Source organism: Streptomyces siamensis (genome assembly GCF_039543605.1).
Lineage (GTDB): Bacteria > Actinomycetota > Actinomycetes > Streptomycetales > Streptomycetaceae > Streptomyces > Streptomyces siamensis.
In genome coordinates this window covers 43,085-59,496 of the sequence record NZ_BAABKB010000031.1, presented here as the reverse complement: position 1 = coordinate 59,496, position 16,412 = coordinate 43,085, and the positions used below count along the sequence as shown (strand labels likewise).

16 protein-coding genes, 3 pseudogenes and 1 riboswitch are annotated in these 16,412 nt (G+C 69.1%); of the genes and pseudogenes, 7 read left to right on the top strand and 12 right to left on the bottom strand.

Annotated elements, in window-relative coordinates:
• The first annotated feature begins 12 nt into the window (after nucleotides 1–12).
• Complete coding sequence (locus tag ABEB03_RS33130) at nucleotides 13–1,539, top strand: glycoside hydrolase family 64 protein (RefSeq protein WP_345656527.1); 1,527 nt, start codon at nucleotides 13–15, stop codon at nucleotides 1,537–1,539.
• Between the two features lie 131 nt (nucleotides 1,540–1,670).
• Here the strand turns inward: ABEB03_RS33130 and ABEB03_RS33125 are convergent, their stop codons facing one another.
• Nucleotides 1,671–3,050 carry a cytochrome P450 gene (locus ABEB03_RS33125; protein ID WP_345656526.1) on the bottom strand — a complete coding sequence of 460 codons (1,380 nt, stop codon included), beginning with the start codon at nucleotides 3,048–3,050 and terminating at the stop codon, nucleotides 1,671–1,673.
• Nucleotides 3,051–3,309: 259 nt separating this feature from the next.
• On the opposite strand from ABEB03_RS33125, the pseudogene ABEB03_RS33120 reads away from it, so the two are divergent.
• Nucleotides 3,310–3,572, top strand: a pseudogene (locus ABEB03_RS33120) (ATP-binding protein); the annotation flags it as partial.
• On the opposite strand, the gene ABEB03_RS33115 reads toward ABEB03_RS33120, so the two are convergent.
• Both ABEB03_RS33115 and ABEB03_RS33110 read right to left on the bottom strand, forming a co-directional pair.
• Complete coding sequence (locus ABEB03_RS33115) at nucleotides 3,547–4,071, bottom strand: GNAT family N-acetyltransferase (protein WP_345656525.1); 525 nt, start codon at nucleotides 4,069–4,071, stop codon at nucleotides 3,547–3,549. The pseudogene ABEB03_RS33120 and the gene ABEB03_RS33115 overlap by 26 nt on opposite strands.
• Nucleotides 4,072–4,279: 208 nt before the next feature.
• Nucleotides 4,280–5,254 carry a bile acid:sodium symporter family protein gene (locus tag ABEB03_RS33110; RefSeq protein WP_345656524.1) on the bottom strand — a complete coding sequence of 325 codons (975 nt, stop codon included), beginning with the start codon at nucleotides 5,252–5,254 and terminating at the stop codon, nucleotides 4,280–4,282.
• Nucleotides 5,255–5,378: 124 nt separating this feature from the next.
• Here ABEB03_RS33110 and ABEB03_RS33105 point away from each other — a divergent pair, with 124 nt between their 5' ends.
• Together ABEB03_RS33105 and ABEB03_RS33100 are read left to right on the top strand one after the other, a co-directional pair.
• A complete protein-coding gene (locus ABEB03_RS33105; protein ID WP_345656523.1) occupies nucleotides 5,379–5,516 on the top strand; it encodes a hypothetical protein in 138 nt (45 codons plus the stop codon).
• Nucleotides 5,517–5,525: 9 nt separating this feature from the next.
• Nucleotides 5,526–5,663, top strand: coding sequence for a hypothetical protein (locus tag ABEB03_RS33100; RefSeq protein ID WP_345656522.1), 138 nt, complete (start codon nucleotides 5,526–5,528; stop codon nucleotides 5,661–5,663).
• Nucleotides 5,664–5,668: 5 nt separating this feature from the next.
• Here the strand turns inward: ABEB03_RS33100 and ABEB03_RS45470 are convergent, their stop codons facing one another.
• Genes ABEB03_RS45470 through ABEB03_RS33090 form a run of 3 tightly spaced genes read right to left on the bottom strand, consistent with a single transcriptional unit; the run spans nucleotide 5,669 to nucleotide 6,608 of the window.
• On the bottom strand, nucleotides 5,669–5,860 hold the full coding sequence (locus ABEB03_RS45470; protein ID WP_425589340.1) for a M48 family metalloprotease: 192 nt from the start codon (nucleotides 5,858–5,860) through the stop codon (nucleotides 5,669–5,671).
• Entirely contained in the window at nucleotides 5,788–6,237 is a 450-nt protein-coding gene (locus tag ABEB03_RS33095) for a hypothetical protein (protein ID WP_345656521.1), read from the bottom strand. Before ABEB03_RS33095 ends, ABEB03_RS45470 begins: the two co-directional genes overlap by 73 nt.
• Nucleotides 6,234–6,608, bottom strand: coding sequence for a BlaI/MecI/CopY family transcriptional regulator (locus ABEB03_RS33090; RefSeq protein ID WP_345656520.1), 375 nt, complete (start codon nucleotides 6,606–6,608; stop codon nucleotides 6,234–6,236). Before ABEB03_RS33090 ends, ABEB03_RS33095 begins: the two co-directional genes overlap by 4 nt.
• A 141-nt stretch (nucleotides 6,609–6,749) precedes the next feature.
• On the opposite strand from ABEB03_RS33090, the gene ABEB03_RS33085 reads away from it, so the two are divergent.
• Entirely contained in the window at nucleotides 6,750–7,421 is a 672-nt protein-coding gene (locus ABEB03_RS33085; RefSeq protein WP_345656519.1) for a DedA family protein, read from the top strand.
• 555 nt (nucleotides 7,422–7,976) lie between these two features.
• Here ABEB03_RS33085 and ABEB03_RS33080 read toward each other — a convergent pair.
• The 4 genes and pseudogenes from ABEB03_RS33080 to ABEB03_RS33065 all read right to left on the bottom strand — a co-directional run.
• Nucleotides 7,977–8,912 (bottom strand): lysylphosphatidylglycerol synthase transmembrane domain-containing protein, encoded by a 936-nt coding sequence (locus tag ABEB03_RS33080; protein WP_345656518.1) that lies wholly within the window; start codon nucleotides 8,910–8,912, stop codon nucleotides 7,977–7,979.
• 10 nt (nucleotides 8,913–8,922) lie between these two features.
• Nucleotides 8,923–10,404: a hypothetical protein gene (locus ABEB03_RS33075; RefSeq protein WP_345656517.1), complete on the bottom strand. Its 1,482-nt coding sequence runs from the start codon at nucleotides 10,402–10,404 to the stop codon at nucleotides 8,923–8,925.
• A gap of 240 nt (nucleotides 10,405–10,644) precedes the next feature.
• Nucleotides 10,645–12,963, bottom strand: a complete 2,319-nt coding sequence (metE, locus tag ABEB03_RS33070; protein WP_345656516.1) for a 5-methyltetrahydropteroyltriglutamate--homocysteine S-methyltransferase — start codon at nucleotides 12,961–12,963, stop codon at nucleotides 10,645–10,647.
• Nucleotides 12,964–13,129: 166 nt separating this feature from the next.
• Nucleotides 13,130–13,350: riboswitch (cobalamin riboswitch) on the bottom strand.
• A gap of 188 nt (nucleotides 13,351–13,538) precedes the next feature.
• Nucleotides 13,539–13,901, bottom strand: a pseudogene (locus ABEB03_RS33065) (3-hydroxyacyl-CoA dehydrogenase family protein); the annotation flags it as partial.
• A gap of 12 nt (nucleotides 13,902–13,913) precedes the next feature.
• Between ABEB03_RS33065 and ABEB03_RS33060 the strand changes: the two are divergent.
• A pseudogene (locus tag ABEB03_RS33060) lies at nucleotides 13,914–14,240 on the top strand (short-chain fatty acyl-CoA regulator family protein); the annotation flags it as partial.
• A 347-nt stretch (nucleotides 14,241–14,587) separates the two neighbouring features.
• On the opposite strand, the gene ABEB03_RS33055 reads toward ABEB03_RS33060, so the two are convergent.
• On the bottom strand, nucleotides 14,588–15,115 hold the full coding sequence (locus ABEB03_RS33055) for a GNAT family N-acetyltransferase (RefSeq protein WP_345656515.1): 528 nt from the start codon (nucleotides 15,113–15,115) through the stop codon (nucleotides 14,588–14,590).
• Between the two features lie 2 nt (nucleotides 15,116–15,117).
• Between ABEB03_RS33055 and ABEB03_RS33050 the strand changes: the two genes are divergently transcribed.
• On the top strand, nucleotides 15,118–15,702 hold the full coding sequence (locus tag ABEB03_RS33050) for a transposase family protein (RefSeq protein WP_345656611.1): 585 nt from the start codon (nucleotides 15,118–15,120) through the stop codon (nucleotides 15,700–15,702).
• On the opposite strand, the gene ABEB03_RS33045 is transcribed toward ABEB03_RS33050, so the two are convergent.
• A complete protein-coding gene (locus ABEB03_RS33045) occupies nucleotides 15,678–16,082 on the bottom strand; it encodes a helix-turn-helix domain-containing protein (protein ID WP_345656514.1) in 405 nt (134 codons plus the stop codon). The genes ABEB03_RS33050 and ABEB03_RS33045 overlap by 25 nt on opposite strands.
• Nucleotides 16,083–16,412: the final 330 nt, after the last annotated feature.

Here is a 16,412-nt window from a genome sequence, read left to right as displayed (position 1 = left end):
GGGAGTCGAGAGATGATCACCTACTCCCCCGCCATGTCGTCCAGGGCGCCACGCCCCGAGGTCCAGAGGCTGGTGACGGCCGTCCTGACCGCCCTCCTCACGGTGCTGGCGCTCGGGCTGGCCGGGGCGGCGCCCGCGAAGGCCGCCGTCGACTACACCCAGGGCATCACCGCGACCGGCTCGGGCTCCGTCCAGATCTGGTTCAAGCCCACCACCCCCGCGTCCCTGGTCGATGTGCACTACCTGTCACCCAGTGCCGGTCAGCAGAACTTCCGGATGACGAACAACGCCGGGACCTGGCAGCAGAACGTCAGCAGCCTGCCGAACGGCTTCACCCTGGAGTACTGGTTCACCTATGAGAAGGGTGGCCCGCTCTACGACACCCCGCACTTCACCTACACCGTCGGCACCGGCCAGGGAGGTGGCGGGGGCGGCACCGGCAGCTTCCCGATCACCTTCCAGAACAACACCCGTGGCACGTATGCGAACTCACAGATCTACGTGACCGTGCTCGGTCAGGTGACTCCCGGCCAGTGGTCGTACATGAAGTCCGACGGGACCATGACCCACATCAGTCACCTGGACGCGAACGCGCCCGGACACCTGACCAAGAACGGCGTGAACTACCCGAACATGTCGTTCACCCTGGCCCAGTCCGGCACCTCGGTCCCCTCCCCCACGTCGATCCGCGGCGGCCGCATCTACGTCTCCCTCGGCTCCCCGCTGTACATTCCGGTCTCTCCTGACGACCAGGGTTGGGGCGGCCCCGACCTGCGCAACCCCAACGACCCCAACACCGACGTCTACTACGACTGGTACGAGTACACATACGTCTTCGGGCAGGTGGCCTTCGGCGGCAACACCACCCAGGTCGACCAGTTCGGTTTCCCGATGACCTCACGGCTGACGCAGACGTCGAGCGGCTACGACACCACCCGGGGCATCACACTGACCCGCGCCCAGGTCATGTCGCAATACGCCGCCTCGGTGGGTACAGCCTTCAAACCGCTGCAGAACGCCTACCGCATCATCGCGCCGCGCTCCTCCAACTCCTTCCTCGCGGGAGGCTCCCAGGCCAACCACCTCGAGTCGACCATCGACCAGACCTGGTCCTACTACTCCGCCCACCCCTTCGAACTCACCCGGCTCGGTGAGACCTTCACCGGCCAGGTCTCCGGGACCACACTCACCTTCACCAAGAACGGCGCCGGCCCCTACACGCTCCACAAACCGTCCTCCCCCGACGTCATGGCCTGCGCGGGCGCCCTGGCCTCGGGCAGCGACCCGGAGAAGCAACTCGGCGCCGAGTTCTGCGCCGCGTTCAACCGGGGCGTGGCCCTCGACACCTCAGCCTGGTACACCCCGTCCACCTACTACAACGGAGGCGTCAAGAACGACTACGCCGCCTTCATGCACACCGTGGGACTCGACCAGCGCGCCTACGCCTTCCCCTACGACGACATCAACGACCAGTCGTCCGTACAGATCCTGAGCAACGCGAACCCGCCGACCGGACTGACGCTCGGCATCGGCTGGTGATCCGCCGGACATGAGGGAGGGGCGGGCCGCGCGGCCCGCCCCTCTCAGCACAGTTCGACTTCAACTTGACGAGGCCGGAAAAGATCTACGGCGTCCCTGTCCAGTCCCGGGCACGGCATGTGGCTGCCTGGTCATGGTGAACCGGCTGATGTGGGCTGCTGGCTGTCTTCGCGGCGGCGGGCGGTCATGCGCAGGGTGCTGGGCCGGACCGTGGCCCGGGCGACGGGACGGATCTTCTGGCCAGGAGCCATCTCCAGCCGCCAGGCCCGCACGAGGGTGGCGATCGCCGTGGTGATCTCGGCCTGGGCGAACCGGTCTCCGATGCACTTGTGCTTGCCCGCGCCGAAGGGCAGGAACGCACCGTCGGGCAGGGCAGGTTGGCCGTCGTCCAGCCAGCGGTCCGGGTTGAAGGCCAGCGGGTCCGGGAAAAGCGCTGGGTCACGGTGCAGGGCGTGCTGGCAGTAGGCGAGCTCCGTGCCGGCCGGGATGTCCCACTGGCCGATGCGGGTGGGCTGGAGGGTGCGGCGGGTGACCAGCCAGCCTGTGTGGTGCAGACGGGTGGCCTCGGTGACGACCCGGCCCAGGTAGGGAAGCTGTGTGAGGTCGTCGAAGGTGAGCGGACGTTCGCCCAGGACCTCGTCGAGCTCGGCCTGGACGCGTTCGTCGATCTCGGGATGGCGGGCGAGCTCGTACAGCACCCAGGCCAGGACGGAGGCGGTCGTCTCGGTGCCGGCGACGGCGAGGGTGAGGATCTCGGAGCAGATCTGGTGCGGTGTCAGCGGTGCACCGGTCGCCTCGTCTTCGGCCTTGAGGAGCAGGGACAGCATGTCGCCGGTGTCGCGGCCCGAAGCCCGTAGCTGGTCGACCGCGTCGTAGATGGTGGCGCGCACGGCGTCCCGTGCCGCGGTGAAGCGCCGGTTGGCGGGCAGTGGGAGCCTCTCCGCCCAGTCCGGCAGCATGATCCGGGTGCCGACCCCGTTCATCACCACCGACAGGTCGTGTCGCAGCTGGTCGAAGGCCTGCGGCTCGATGCTGGAGGAGAACACGGTCGCGGCGAGCATGTCGAGGGAGAGCTTGACCATGGCCTCGCGCACATCGAGGACCTGTCCGGGCACCCAGCCCTCGGCGGTCGTCGTGACCTGGTCGCGCATGAGGTCGACGTAGCGGGCGATCTCTGTGTGCCGGAAGGCAGGCTGCAACTGGCGGCGCTTGCGGACGTGTTCGGCGCCGGCCGCGGTGACGACGCTGTCGCCGAGGAGCTGACCCATCTTCTCGAAGAAGCGGCCCTTGTCGAGTGTGGGGGCGACGTCGACCAGCATGGTGCGGATGAGGGCCGGATCGTTGATCACGATCGTCGGCTGTTGCGGCTGGAGACGGATCTCGACGAGAGGCCCGTAGTTGCGCAGGGAAGCGATGAAGCCGAGGTTGTCGCGCATGAGCGGTATCGCGTGGCCGAGCAGTGGGAGGGATCCCGCTGCCTTGGGTATGGGGGGAGGCGCTGCGGTAGTCACGGCGTTTGCTCTGTCCCTTCACAGTGATTGGCGCCGTGATCAATTCCCGTCTCGCTGACCAGGACAATCCTGCCTCTCGGGTGTCGATGATCACGTGGGGAGTTGGTTTGCTCCGCGTCGGCATCGTTCGCAGGTGCGGTTTGCGAGGATCGTGTCGCTGTCCTGGCCCGTCACACACAAGCCGGACACGGCTGCGGGCAGTGGCTGATCGAGGACGACGTCCGCGGCTTCCTCGCCGGCTGTGAGTGGATCAAGAGGGCAGCTCAGCAAGACCCTCGCCCGCCACGGCCGCGTCGACCTTTTGTGCGTGATGAGCTCGGCTACATGGAACTGGACCGGCACGGCGCCGAGTTGCTCTCCCAGGAGCTGACCGGGCGCGAGGAGAAGAAGGGTGTCGCCATCGCCTCCAACGAGTCGTCTTGAGGGTGGACGAAGACGTTCACAGATCCCCGTCTTTGCGCGGCCATCGCCGACCGACTCCCCTTCAACGGCACCATCATTCACTCAACAGCGAGTACATGAACATGTCCCGGCGCTCGTCACCCACCTGCTGCCATCCCCGCAGCAGCTCCTCACGTCGGAACCCAGCACGCTCGGCGGTACGCACGGAAGCCATGTTCCACGGCTCCACCCACAGTTCGAGCCGGGGAATCCGCAGATCGCGCAGGGCCCAGCCGACCACTGCGTCGACGGCAGCCACGGCGGCGCCCTGGCCACGCGCCGACTTGACGACCCAGTAGCCCAGCGACGCACGGCCCTCTGCCAGGTTCTTCAGCCACAGCCCCACCTGGCCGACCGGCCGACCGTCGGAGGCCACGATGACGAACGTATACCCAGCCCTCGTGGTCGCCCGGCTCCACTGCCGTTCTATGAACGCGACGCCTGCCGGCTCGGAGTAGGGCCACGGCACCGTCGTGATCAACGGGATGTAGTCGTCCTCCGACGCCTCACGGACAAGCGGAAGGTCCGAAAGGCGCCACGGCCGAAGCGTGAATCCACCACCAGCGGCGAGTTCAGGCACGTCAAGAGGTTGCTCCATCCGCCCATCCTGCCGTGGTTCCAGACCGGCCCGCACATGGGTTCCGAGCACCGCCCGGCGGTCATAGCACCTTCCAGAACGACGAGCGATGCTGACCCCGGTGACGTCTTTTCTCGTGAACATCCGTTGCCCTGCTGATCATTGTCCACGCTGTGCGAGGTGCTGCCACTCGCCGCAGACGCCGCTCGCATCAACTGGATGAGCTTTTGGGGCGTACGACCCGGTTGGCAGCCGTCTTCTGGATCAGTCCGTATGCAAGTACCGGCAAGAGCAGGTGCGGTTTGTCGGGCAGCACGGAGCTGATGAGGACCGCGCTCGCGCTGCTGTTGTTCATGCCGCAGGCGAGTGTCAGGGATGCGGCGGTCGAGGCTTCCAGTCGCAGCATCCGGGCCGCAGTGCGGCCGACCGCCATGGACATCAGGCATACCAGTGCCGCCACTGCGATTGCGCCTGCCAGTAGCGCTGGGCGTGGACGGTCCAGGAAGGAGCCGAACGCGCCGCTGGCATTGACGTAGGTCAGTACGAATGAGCCGGCGAGAGCGAGGGGCACGATCGCGCTGATCAGGCGCTTCAGCGCCAGTGCGGGCAAGGCCAGACGGCACAGGAGCCCTGCCGCGCAGGGCAGCACGACGTCGACGAAGGCGAACGTGGCATTGGCGCTGCTCTCGGCGCTGGTGAGTGTGTGCGCGTAACTGTCGCTGAGGTGCGGCAGCAGAGCATGGATGACGAGAGGGGTGGAGAAGGGGCTCAGGAGTGTGGATGCGAGGACGAGTCCCACCATGGTCGGCTGGTCGCCGGCCCCCTTGCCGGTCCACACGGTCGCTCCGGCAGCCACGGGCATGGCCACGATGAGAATCATCGCGGCGACCAAACCGCTGCCGCCGTCGGTGTCGGAGGTCTGCCGCAGCATCAGGGCGACAGCGGGAATGGCGACGAGCGGGATGGTCAGATGCAGTGTCAGTCCGGCGAGCATCGCTGTGGGTCGTCGCAGGAGGGTTCCCAATGCGCGTACAGGTACCTGGAGTCCGGCTGAGAAGAGCACCAAGCAGAGGAGCAGTCGTGTGGTGTGCAGGGGCACATTGCCCGCAGCGCCCAGAGAAAGGGAGTGGACACGGCGCAGCCACTGTCCGAGTTCCGGTGCCAGGAGGGCGGCGGTGTAGGACATGAGGACTGCCTGGCCGAGTCGGCGTTGGAGCCAGTGCGTTGCTCGGTCGGCGGGTGGTCGGACAGCAGGCGGGATGCACATGGTGGCCCTTCTCCGGCAATGGGGGTTCGGAAGAAGGGCCGGTATGCGAAGGGACATCGCGTTGCTCATGGTGTCCATGCTGATCGCGCGCGGCGAGGAGCGGGCGCGGTGGCACGCGGCGGTCAGAATGCATTCAGGTCTGGTGGAACACCGGCGGGCCTCGGCATCGATGCAGCGCTGATGCTGAGCGATGCGAGGCGACGGCCAGGGCGGCGCGCTCGACGGCGCGCGCGGTCGGCCGCCGGCCACCGCACGCCCCGGCGGCGTCCTCGTCCGCGGCGCGTTCAGCGGCGAAGCAGAACTGCGGGACGACAGCGGCCAGGCCTGATGACATCAGCCGGCGAGTTGCGCGGCCGCCTGGGACGGGTAGTGGCGCGCAGTCGGATGAGCGCGCTCGTGGCCGAGGAGCGCTTCGCGTTCCTGCCCGTCCAGTGCCCGGAGCATTCCCGCGGTCACCACGATCCGGCCCGCCCCTCGAAGACCGCCGGGCAACGCGAAAGCGTCCGGCCGGTCGTCGCCGAGCACGCACAGCCCCCGGCATGCGGGAGTCCCGCCACACGGTCGCGGGCTGCGCGCAGGCGCGGCACTTCGGCCGCGGCGCCCCGCGTTCCGGCGATCACGGTCACCGCTAGCGCAGCCGGTGCGGCAGCCCCGAATACGAGGGTCGCCGGGCCCGCCTGGACCGGCTGGCGCAGATGCACGAGGCCGGCGAGCGTGGGGAGACGGAGCGCCAGGGGCAGGAGCAGGAGGCCCAGGCAGGCGACCACGCCAAGGGCCGGTACAACCGCGGCGCCGGTGATCGCGAACAGGGCGACAGCCGGACGCACCCGCTCCGTGGTCCGCCGCGCCAGTGGCGGCAGCACCCAGGGCAGCAGCAGAGGGACCCGGAGGAGGGTGATCACGGGCGGTCTTCCTCCAGCAGGCGGCGCAGCTCGGCTTCGTCCTGTGCGTTGAGCCCCTCGACGAACCGGGCCAGCACGAGACTGCGGTCATCTCCGCTGTGGTCGAGTTCACGATGCATACGTCGGGCCGTCAGGCCGTGGGAGTCCTGCATGGCGAAGTACACGAAACCGCGTTTGTCGGGCCGGCGCCCCACCATCCCCTTGTCGTGCAGCCGCCCCAGCAGAGTCGCCACCGTGGTGCGCGCCAGATCCTGGGATATCGCGGCTCGCACCTGGGCGGCCGACTGTGGAGCGCCGGCGGCCCACAGTGCCGCGAGCACGCTCGCTTCCAACTCGCCGGCGGGCCTGCGCTCGCCCTCCGTGTCCGTCATACGGCCACCTCCCCCTCCCTATCGTCTACAGTGAAGTAGACCGACTACTGTCTTGTAGACAGGATAGGCGCTCGTGGGTCGCGCATGCCTTCGAGCGTCCGGATCATCTGCCCCCTGCCGGCATCACGAAGAGGCTCGTCCATGACGCTCGCACACCAAGCCGCATCTCAGGTGCACCTCGCCGTGAACCTTCTCGACGCGCAGTCGTTGCTCGCCGCCTTCGGCACCCTCGGCATCGCCGTCGTCCTCTTCGCCGAGACCGGTCTCCTCATCGGCTTCTTCCTGCCCGGCGACTCCCTGCTGTTCACCGCCGGGCTGCTGTGCGCCGGCTCGGCGACGCAGCCGGGCCACCTGTCACTGCCCTGGGTCCTCGTCGCCGCCGCGACCGGAGCCCTCGCCGGCGCACAGACCGGATACCTGCTGGGCCGCAAGGCAGGCCCGGCATTCCTGGCCCGCACGAAGTCCCGCAAACTCCGAGAAGGCGCCGACCGCGCCGGGGACATCCTCCACCGGTACGGTCACGCCAAGGCGATCGTGCTGGCCCGGTTCCTGCCCATCGTGCGCACCGTACTGAACCCCCTGGCCGGCATCCTGGCCGTCCCGGCACGCACCTTCGCCCTGTGGCAGACCCTCGGGGGTCTGCTGTGGACGGTCGGCCTGGTCCTCGCCGGCTACGGCCTGGGCGCTTCAGTGCCCAACGTCGACCGTTATCTCCTGCCCATCATCGCCGTGATCGTCGTGGTCTCCCTCGTGCCGATCGGCCTCGAACTGATCCGCTCCCGGCAGACCCGCCAGACAGGCAACAGCGCCTGAAGCCCTCAACGGCAGCACCGTCGGCACGGGACCGCCTCCGCAAGGCTCGCCGAATCTGTGCCTCCCGAATGACACCGGGTGGAATATCGGCGCCCATGTGATCGAGCGCGCCAAGCGAACCCTCCACTCGTGCGGGTCGCCGTAGATCACGCCCGCGTGTTTCCTCCGCCCCCGCTCGGAGGAAACACGCGGGCGGACGCCTGCTCTCCTGTCATGCAGCTCGTCGGCGACACCAGTTCCTGTACACCGCTGTCGGCGGCGGCAGTTGCGCCAGCCGGCCGGTCGACCGCGGCAAGCCGGCACCCACCGCTGGTGAAGTGGCCGGTCGCCGTCGAGAACATTGATCACCGAGAGTGGGGCAGCGCCCCTGGGCCGAAGAGGCGGGCACTTGACGCCATCGCAGCATGGAAGGCGATCACATGCCTCGCCAGGGGCGTCGGCAATCGCCTGGTCGATCCGGCCGAACGGAGCCCACCGATGGCAGGCGAGGGCAGTGGAGACCGGCAACCGCAGCCACGACATCGAGCCCCGGACGAGTCCGGCGGACAGTGCGCCTCACAAGGCCGCGCGACGGACCAACAGAACCAGGACCAGCAGGCCAGGGGCCATCGGCAGCCATCCGGTCACCAGGCGGTAGCCGAGGACTGCCGAGACGGCCGCCTGTCCGGGGGCACCGGCGGCGGTGAGCACCAGGGCGAGTGCGGTGTCCAGCGATCCGAGCCCGCCCGGCGTCGGGAGCAGCGCCGCGGCTCCACTGGCCACGAGGTACGCCATGACCACGTGCCTCGTAGGCAGGCCGAGGCCCAGCGCGCGGACCATCGCGACGACCACCGCCGCGTGCATGAGCGCGAACGCGATCGATCCTCCCCACAACGCCCAGGCACGCGTTCGGTGCCGGTGAACGTCCCGCACATCGGCAAGGACCTGGCGCACCGCTCGCCGGAGGCGGCCGCTCGCCGCGAACGCCAACGCGACGGCTGTGGCCGCCGTCGGCAGCAGGAACAGGACGCAGGGAACCCGCGCGGACAGACGGAGTGTGCCGGGTGAGGTCGTCAGCAGGGCCACGCCCAGCGTGCACCGGACGATCCCGCCGACGGTTGCCTTCACCGCCAATGCGGTTGCAGCGCGTCTGGGCGACAGCCCGCACCGGATCAGGAACCGCAGATTGACGACGGTCGCCCCGGCACCGGCCGGAAGCAGGTGATTGGCAGCGCTCGCCGCGAACTGCGCGGCCACCAGACGCCGCGTGGGCAGCTGCTCGGCGACCGCGCCCTGTTGTGCCACGGCCGCGCACACCCATGTGGCCACAGCGGCGAGGCAGGCGAGCAGGAGCCACTCCATGTCGCCGGCCGTGAGCCGCTCGGTCCCGCTGTCCAGCGTGGCACGATGCGCAGCAAGCATCCCGCCGCCGGCGATGAGCAGTGCTGCGCCAACTCCCAGTTGGAGGTACCAGCGCCCACCCCGGGCCCCTGTCGTCTGATCATCGGTCACGATCACGCCTTCACCACCCCCGCCACGCGTCGGGTGCCACGTACGCCTGGAGATGTCCTACCCGCTTCACCCGCCAGCTGCGGGCATAGGCGGGTGGCCGATGTCCCGGCAGGCGGAGAACGGCAAACGGTGTCCGGTGGACGGCTCGGATCAGTGAGGCCGTGGTGGTGCTGGTGTCGTGACCTGTGGTCTGGGCCGAGCCGCAGCCGCTGTAGAAGGCGATCGGGACGGCCTCGTATCCACTGAGCAGACATGGCGGCCGTACACCGAACTCGTGAAGTGCCGCGGCGGTGCGGGACCAGCCAGCTCGGGCGGCAGCGGAGTTGCGCACGGTGTGTTCCAGGACGGTGTACTGCACGGCCAGATGACATGCCAGGACGGCGGCCACCAGGCTCACGGCGATGGTACGCGCGGTCACCCGGGCAGGAGCTGTGACCAGGTGGGCAATGCCATGGGCGACGGGAAGGGCGAGCAAGGCGTAGGCGGGCAGCAGAAATCGGGGAGCTGCGTAGCCGATGAGGAACAAGTAGGGCACAGCGATCGTGACGGCACAGGTTCCGGCGAGCAGGACGGGCAGCGTGCGTCGGGTGCGGGTGGCGGACCATGCGCCCAGGCCGGCGAGGAGCGGCAGTGCGAACCACCACAGGGTCACGGCCGGGTCGGGCAGTGGCCCGGTACAGGGGCGGCAGAGGGTACGGCCGCCGAGGCTGCGGAGTTGATCGACGGCGGCGAGATGCCAGCCGAGGCCACCCTGGATGCGGGAGGCGTCGGCCAGGCGATGCGTGAGGCCGCCGTAGCTCGCGTACGCCTCTGCCACCCACTCCCCTGCGCCGGCCAGCAGTCCGGCAGCCATCACGGCGAGAAGGCGCGGGCTGCGCAGGGCGAAGGCGAACAGTGGCAGAGCGACGTAGACCGCGTCCATCGGGCGCATCCACGCCATCAGTGCCGCGCCCATGAACACGCCCCACCACGCCGGCCGGTCCCGTCCGTTCATGCGGACACGTACGAAGCAGCCCACGCAGGCGAGGGCACCGATGGCTACCCAGTAGTTCGGCATGGCCTGCGGGCCGTAGAACAGCGTGACCCACAAGGAGGCGAACAGGGCACCGGCAAGGGCCAGGACGTGCGGCCGGGTGTGGGTCCGCCATACGCGCAGCGCGAGATGCAGGGCCAGGCCGGAGAGGATCGCGAGGTAGGCGCGGAGGAGGGCGGTGGAGTCGGACCACGATGCGATCGGTGCCGTGAGGAGGGAAATGCCCCGGGCGCGGGGCGCGCTGAAGAAGGCGGCGGGGATACGGCCGCTGACCTGGCTGACGTAGACCGTCTCGTCCCAGCCGAGCCCCGTGCGGACCAGAACCAGCTGGGCGAGCGTGAAGGTGGCTGCGACCACCGCGAGCCAGGGCTCCCCCTGGGCGCGGCTGAGCCAGGTGGCGAGGAGTGGAAGGCCGGTGGGACGTTCCCGGGTCGTCGTGGCGTTCGAGCCGTCGGCCATGGTGCACCTCTCGTCGTCTCTCACCACAGGGCTGGAACCCCCTACAGCCTGTAGGACTGTAAATCGACACTACGATCTGTAGGGTTAGAGGCGGGTGAGAAGATGCCCCAGCTCGGCGAGGTGCCCGACACGGCAGGCAGCGGCCGGGGCCGAGCGCCACGTAGCCCGCCGTCAGGCAGAAGACGTGCTTGCTCGGCAAAGGCCGGAGCGCTCCCGCCCCGACCTTTGCTCTCGACCGGCCTAGTAGGGGGACAGCTCACCGCGGACCGTGCGGGCGGCTGCGACCAGGTTCTCCAGGGAGGAGCGCGTCTCCAACCAACCGCGGGTCTTCAGGCCACAGTCGGGATTGACCCACAGGCGTTCCGCGGGGATGGCCTTCAGCCCGGTGCGCAGCAGTTCGGCCGCCTCCTCGACGCTCGGAACGCGCGGGGAGTGGATGTCGTAGACACCGGGTCCGGCCTCGCGCGGGTAGCCGTGGCGGGCCAGTTCACGGGCGACCTGCATGTGGGAGCGGGCGGCCTCCAGGCTGATGACATCGGCGTCCAGGTCGTCGATGGCCTGGACGATGTCGCCGAACTCGGCGTAGCACATGTGCGTATGGATCTGGGTGTCCGGGCGCACACCGGCCGTGGACAGTCGGAACGCCTCCGTGGCCCAGCCGAGGTAGGCGGCTCGGTCGGCGGTGCGCAGCGGCAGCGTCTCGCGCAGCGCCGGCTCGTCCACCTGGATCACCGAGGCCCCTGCGGCTTCCAGGTCGCCCACCTCGTCGCGCAGCGCGAGGGCGACTTGGCGGGCTGTGTCGCCGAGGGGCTGGTCGTCGCGGACGAAGGACCAGGCGAGCATGGTGACCGGCCCGGTGAGCATGCCCTTGACCGGACGCCCCGTGAGGGACTGTGCGTACGTGGTCCAGCGCACCGTCATGGGTTCGGGGCGGGAGATGTCACCGGCCAGGATCGGCGGGCGGACGTACCGCGTGCCGTACGACTGGACCCAGCCGTGCTGAGTGGCGAGGTAGCCGGTGAGCTGCTCGGCGAAGTACTGGACCATGTCATTGCGTTCGGCCTCGCCGTGCACCAGGACGTCCAGGCCGGCCTTCTCCTGGAAGGAGATCACCTCCTGGATCTCGGCCTTGACACGCTCCTCGTAGCCGCCCGTGTCGATGCGCCCCGCGCGCAGGTCGGCGCGTGCCGTGCGCAGTTCGTTCGTCTGCGGGAAGGAGCCGATCGTGGTGGTCGGCAGCAGCGGCAGCCCGAGGCGGGCGCGCTGGGCGGTCGTCCGCTCGGGGTACGGCTGGGAGCGGCGGGCGTCGGCCTCGGTGACGGCGGCGGCCCGCGCCCGCACGGCCGGATCGTGAGCGATCGGTGAGCCTGCACGCGAGGCCAGATCGGCCCGGTTGGCGGCCAGTTCGGCCGCGATCGTGTCGGTGCCCCGGGCGATGCCCCGGGCCAGAGTGACGACCTCCCGTGTCTTTTGCCGCGCGAAGGCGAGCCAGCGCACGATCTGCGGCTCGATGTCGCGTTCTACGGAGGCGTCGAGCGGCACGTGCAACAGGGAGCAGGAGGTGGCGACGTCGACCCGGTCCGCCAGCCCCAGCAGGGTGCCGAGCGTCGTGAGTGACTTCTCGAGGTCGTTCACCCAGATGTTGCGGCCGTCGACGACACCGGCGACCAGGCGCTTGCCGGGCAGGCCGCCCACGGCGGCGAGATCTTCGAGGTTGGCGGCCGCCGCCCCGGTGAAGTCCAGGGACAGGCCCTCGACCGGCGCCTTGGCGAGCACGGGCAGGGCTTCGCCGAGCCGGTCGAAGTAGGAGGCGACCAGCAGCTTGGGCCGGTCCGTGCGTGCGCCGAGATCGCGGTAGGCGCGGGCCGCTGCGTTCAGCGCGGCCGGGGTGCGGTCCTGCACGAGGGCCGGCTCGTCGAGCTGCACCCAGGTGGCGCCGGCGGCTCGCAGGTCGGCGAGGACCTTCGCATACACCGGAAGGAGGCTGTCGAGGAGGACGAGCGGGTCGAAGTCGGCGGCCACGCCCTGTGCGGCCTTGGCCAGCAGGAGGTAGGTGACGGGCCCGACGAGGACGGGCCGGGCCGTCAGCCCCAGGGCCAGGGCTTCCTTGAACTCGTCGACCTGCTTGGTCGAGTCCGCGTTGAACACCGTGTCCGGGCCCAGCTCAGGCACCAGGTAGTGGTAGTTCGTATCGAACCACTTCGTCATCTCCAGCGGAGCGACGTCCTGGGTGCCGCGCGCCATGGCGAAGTACCCATCCAGGGCGTCCGCGGCGACGGCGCCCCGATGGCGGGCGGGGATCGCGCCGACCATGACGGTGGTGTCGAGTACGTGGTCGTAGTACGAGAAGTCACCGGTCGGCACTTCGTCGATGCCGGCTTCGGCCAGTTGCCGCCAGTGCGTCCGGCGCAGGTCGGTGGCGGTGGCTCGGAGGGCGTCAGCGGTGACACGGCCCTTCCAATAGCCCTCGATCGCCTTCTTCAGTTCGCGGTTCTGTCCTTGGCGGGGGTAGCCGTACACGGTGGCCCGTGCTGCCGCGGTCGCGGACTTCGCTGTCACGGAGATCTCCTTCGCGAGATGAATCCCTGAGATTCCGGAGACGGGACGAGAGCGCGAAGGGGTGACGAACCGGACGGATACGGCCCCGCGCGGCAAGGCACGGTCGAACGTCTGGTGTGTACGCCGACCTGCCCTCGAGGTCACCGGAATGTCCGCGCACGAGTGGTTCGCGCGCGGGCAGTTGGCAGGTCTTCGGACTCACGGGCACGTCCTCACCGAGGAGGACACCTACTGGCCGTCGCTTCCCAGACCCTCCTTCGGGCCCAGTGCGTATGACGGCGGTCGTTCCCGCTCACCGCTGCGGGGCAGTCCCGGATTCCCACCGGGTTCCCTCTTACGACGCATCCCGTCTGGCGGACGGGGCGAACCAGCTGCTCCCGTCAGCCTACGGGGTGCCGCGTTCGGGGAAAGCGGCACGTCCACCATCCGGATGGTGAAGGGGGACACTCGAAGGCAGCAACGCCACAAGGCGGGAGGCGCCCGCACTCGCGCCTCCCGCCCCTCCCTTGTGACACCGCGCGGGACCCTCGTCCCGCCGGCGGTACGGGCCCCTCAGCCCGCGCCCTACCAGGTCCTCAGCCCTGGTCGTAGGTGTGGAACCCCCTGCCGGTCCGACGGCCGAGCAGTCCGGCTTGCACCATCCGGTGGAGCAGCGGCGATGGCGCGTAGAGCGGCTCGCGGAACTCGTCGTAGAGGGACTCGGCGATCGAGGCGACGGTGTCCAGACCGATCAGGTCCGCGAGTTTCAGCGGGCCCATCGGGTGAGCGCAGCCCAGCTCCATGCCGGCGTCGATGTCGGCGGCCGTGGCGAGGCCGGACTCTGCCATCCGGATCGCGGACAGCAGGTAGGGGATGAGCAGCGCGTTGACGACGAAGCCTGCCCGGTCCTGGGACCGGATCACGGTCTTGCCGAGCACACGGGTCGCGAAGTCCTCGACCGTGCAGGTCACGGGCAGCGCTACTTGTGGACCGCACGAGTCGTCACCCGGCACCGCGGCGGCTGGGGCGAACCCGGCAAGACCTTCGCCATCGGCCTCGGCTGCGAAATCCGCCACGCCCACCGCCTTGTCTACTCGGACGGCCTCGACCTCACCAACGCGTCCGCCGCCACCCCCATCGGCATGGGCTGCCGCGTCTGCGAGCGCCTCGACTGCTCCCAACGAGCCGCGCCTCCCCTCGGCCATCAGCTCCTCGTCGATCAGAACAGCAGCACGTTCGTGCCGTACCCCGTTTCGGACTCGGACCACGTCGACACTGGTTCCTCCTCATACGGCTGATCGCCGGACGTGACACGGTCGCCGACAAGAGCCCAGCGATTCCACGGCGCTTGAGCAAGCCGGAGGATCAGCCGCGCCGTCACCACGCCGACCGACCGACGTAGGTGTTCCGACTCGCAGCGACCTCGCCCCACGGATCCTTTGAGGAGCCCTTGCGTCATGTGATGACGGGTCGGCGGTGCCGCACGCAGGGGTAGTCCCGTTCGTGCGTCCTACGCCGGCCTGCTCCGCAGCGGACGTTCGGTTCACCCCCGCTGGTCGCGTGACCGAGCCGCTGACCATCCACAGACGCCGCCTCGGGTCCGAGCTGCCGCTGCAGGGGCAGCCGTCTCTTCACGGCTGTTCCGTCAGATACCGGGTCGGGTAGCCGCGCGCCACTCGTCCTCGACGATGCTGAACATCTCAGAGTCTCGCCAGCCGTCCCGAATCAACGCGGTGTGACGAAGCCGCCCCTCCCATGTCATGCCGATTTTGACGAGCACCCGAGCCGACCCACGGTTGCGCGGGTCGCAGGTGGCATAGATCCGGTGGAGGTCGAGTTCCTCGAAGCCTCGCGTGAGCAGCTCGTTCGCGATGGCTGTTCCCAGGCCCTGGCCCCAGACCTGCGGGTGCACGACGTAGGTGATCTCGCCTTGCCGTTGTCCTCGGCTTCGGACATGCAACTCGCCCATGCCGACCACGTCGCCCTCGACACGCGCCGCGTAGGAGAACCGTTGCTGGGGTGTGTGCGCCCACGCGTCGACCGCATCCGTCACGAACGCGCGCGTCTGCGCTTCACTGTTCGGTCCCCAGGTCTGGAAGCGGCAAGCCCGGGCGTCGGAAGCCCAAGAGTGGACAGCTCGCCAGTCCGCGAGCCCGATCTTGCTCAAGGTCACCAATTGTCGAGGCACCAGACGATCGTGCCAGGTGCCGTTGCGGCTCCGGCAAGACCGAGCAGAACGCGGTGAAGTCCATGGTCCTTACGGACACCGGTGGGCGCGTGCCATTCTGCAGCCCGGTCCTGCCGGGCAGTTGCACCGACATCACCCAGGCGCGACGGCTGGGACTGGCCCAGCTCCCGGCCTGCGGCCCGTTCCTGGAGATCCTCGCGGACGCCGGCTATCAGGGCATGGGCGCACAGAGGGGCGGAGGAGTGGTGACTCCGCCTCATCACAAGTTCAAGAAGAATCCTCCCGCCTGGTCCGAGGAGCGGCACGAACAGCGGCGTAAGGCGCACTCCTCACAGCGCATCCGCGTCGAGCAAGGCATCGCCCATATGAAGACTGGCGGGCTCTGGCCGGCCATCTTGGCCGACGCGAACACATGTGTGACATCGTCCAGGCCGTCGCCGGTCTGCTCTCGCACCTGCAGACCGCCACCCTCGGCCGCAGGATTCGAGCGTGAACACCGACAACGCCACACCCCTCGCCGGGCCAAGGCCGACCGTGCACGAGGTCGTCAGCCTCGGGCGGGCGACCGCTGAGCGGCGATCCGTCCGGGGGCGAGGTGCGGCCGAAGCAGCGCTTGAGCAGTCTTCTCGGCGTCGGTGAACCTGGTCTGTCCTGCGTCGGTCAGGGTCACCTCGACGGTCCTGCGATCTCCGTCACGACGCTCACGCTCGATGAGTCCGGCCGCCTGCAGACCTTTGAGGAGGGAGGACATCCGGTGCCCCGATTCCCCGAGGAACGCGGTCAGCCGGGCCACGGGCACGGGCCGCCCCTCGGCCGCGGCGAGAGCACCGAGGATGAGGTAGTCGTGAAGCGCCAGACCGTGCACTGTCCGCAACTCTCCGTGCAGGAGACCCAGGACCCACAGGATCGGCGGAGGCTGCGGTGCGATGTCCGATGGATCGCGGTCGGCCATGTCTTTCCCCAGAGGTGGTTCTTCCGGCAGCGAGACCGCGGCCGCACGGTCATAACCAGGTTCCGTGCAGCGCCGATGGCGGGGCGTTCGGACATCGAGCCCTCGAATCAGGACACGGCTCGTGCGCGTGGTCCGTTCGGTGCCGCCGGGCCGGGGGGGACTGCTCGGCCGATGTCCTGATGCGAGGCTGATGTGGCTCGGAAGACCCGCCGTTCCTGTCCTCGCCGGGCTCTACCGTCGTCCGTACGACGTGGTCATACAGGTCGGCATGTGAAACGGATGCCAGATCCTCGGATCCGAGGTGCGAGGGCACCGTCTGCCAGGACACGC

Coding starts and splice junctions, on each gene's coding strand:
- ABEB03_RS33110 (WP_345656524.1), bottom strand. CDS start 5,254: ATGTCCTACACCGCCGCCCTCCTGGCACCGGAACTCGGACAGTGGCTG.
- ABEB03_RS33045 (WP_345656514.1), bottom strand. CDS start 16,082: ATGGCCGACCGCGATCCATCGGACATCGCACCGCAGCCTCCGCCGATC.
- ABEB03_RS33090 (WP_345656520.1), bottom strand. CDS start 6,608: ATGACGGACACGGAGGGCGAGCGCAGGCCCGCCGGCGAGTTGGAAGCG.
- ABEB03_RS33100 (WP_345656522.1), top strand. CDS start 5,526: ATGCGAGGCGACGGCCAGGGCGGCGCGCTCGACGGCGCGCGCGGTCGG.
- ABEB03_RS33075 (WP_345656517.1), bottom strand. CDS start 10,404: ATGGCCGACGGCTCGAACGCCACGACGACCCGGGAACGTCCCACCGGC.
- ABEB03_RS33130 (WP_345656527.1), top strand. CDS start 13: ATGATCACCTACTCCCCCGCCATGTCGTCCAGGGCGCCACGCCCCGAG.
- ABEB03_RS33105 (WP_345656523.1), top strand. CDS start 5,379: ATGCGAAGGGACATCGCGTTGCTCATGGTGTCCATGCTGATCGCGCGC.
- ABEB03_RS33085 (WP_345656519.1), top strand. CDS start 6,750: ATGACGCTCGCACACCAAGCCGCATCTCAGGTGCACCTCGCCGTGAAC.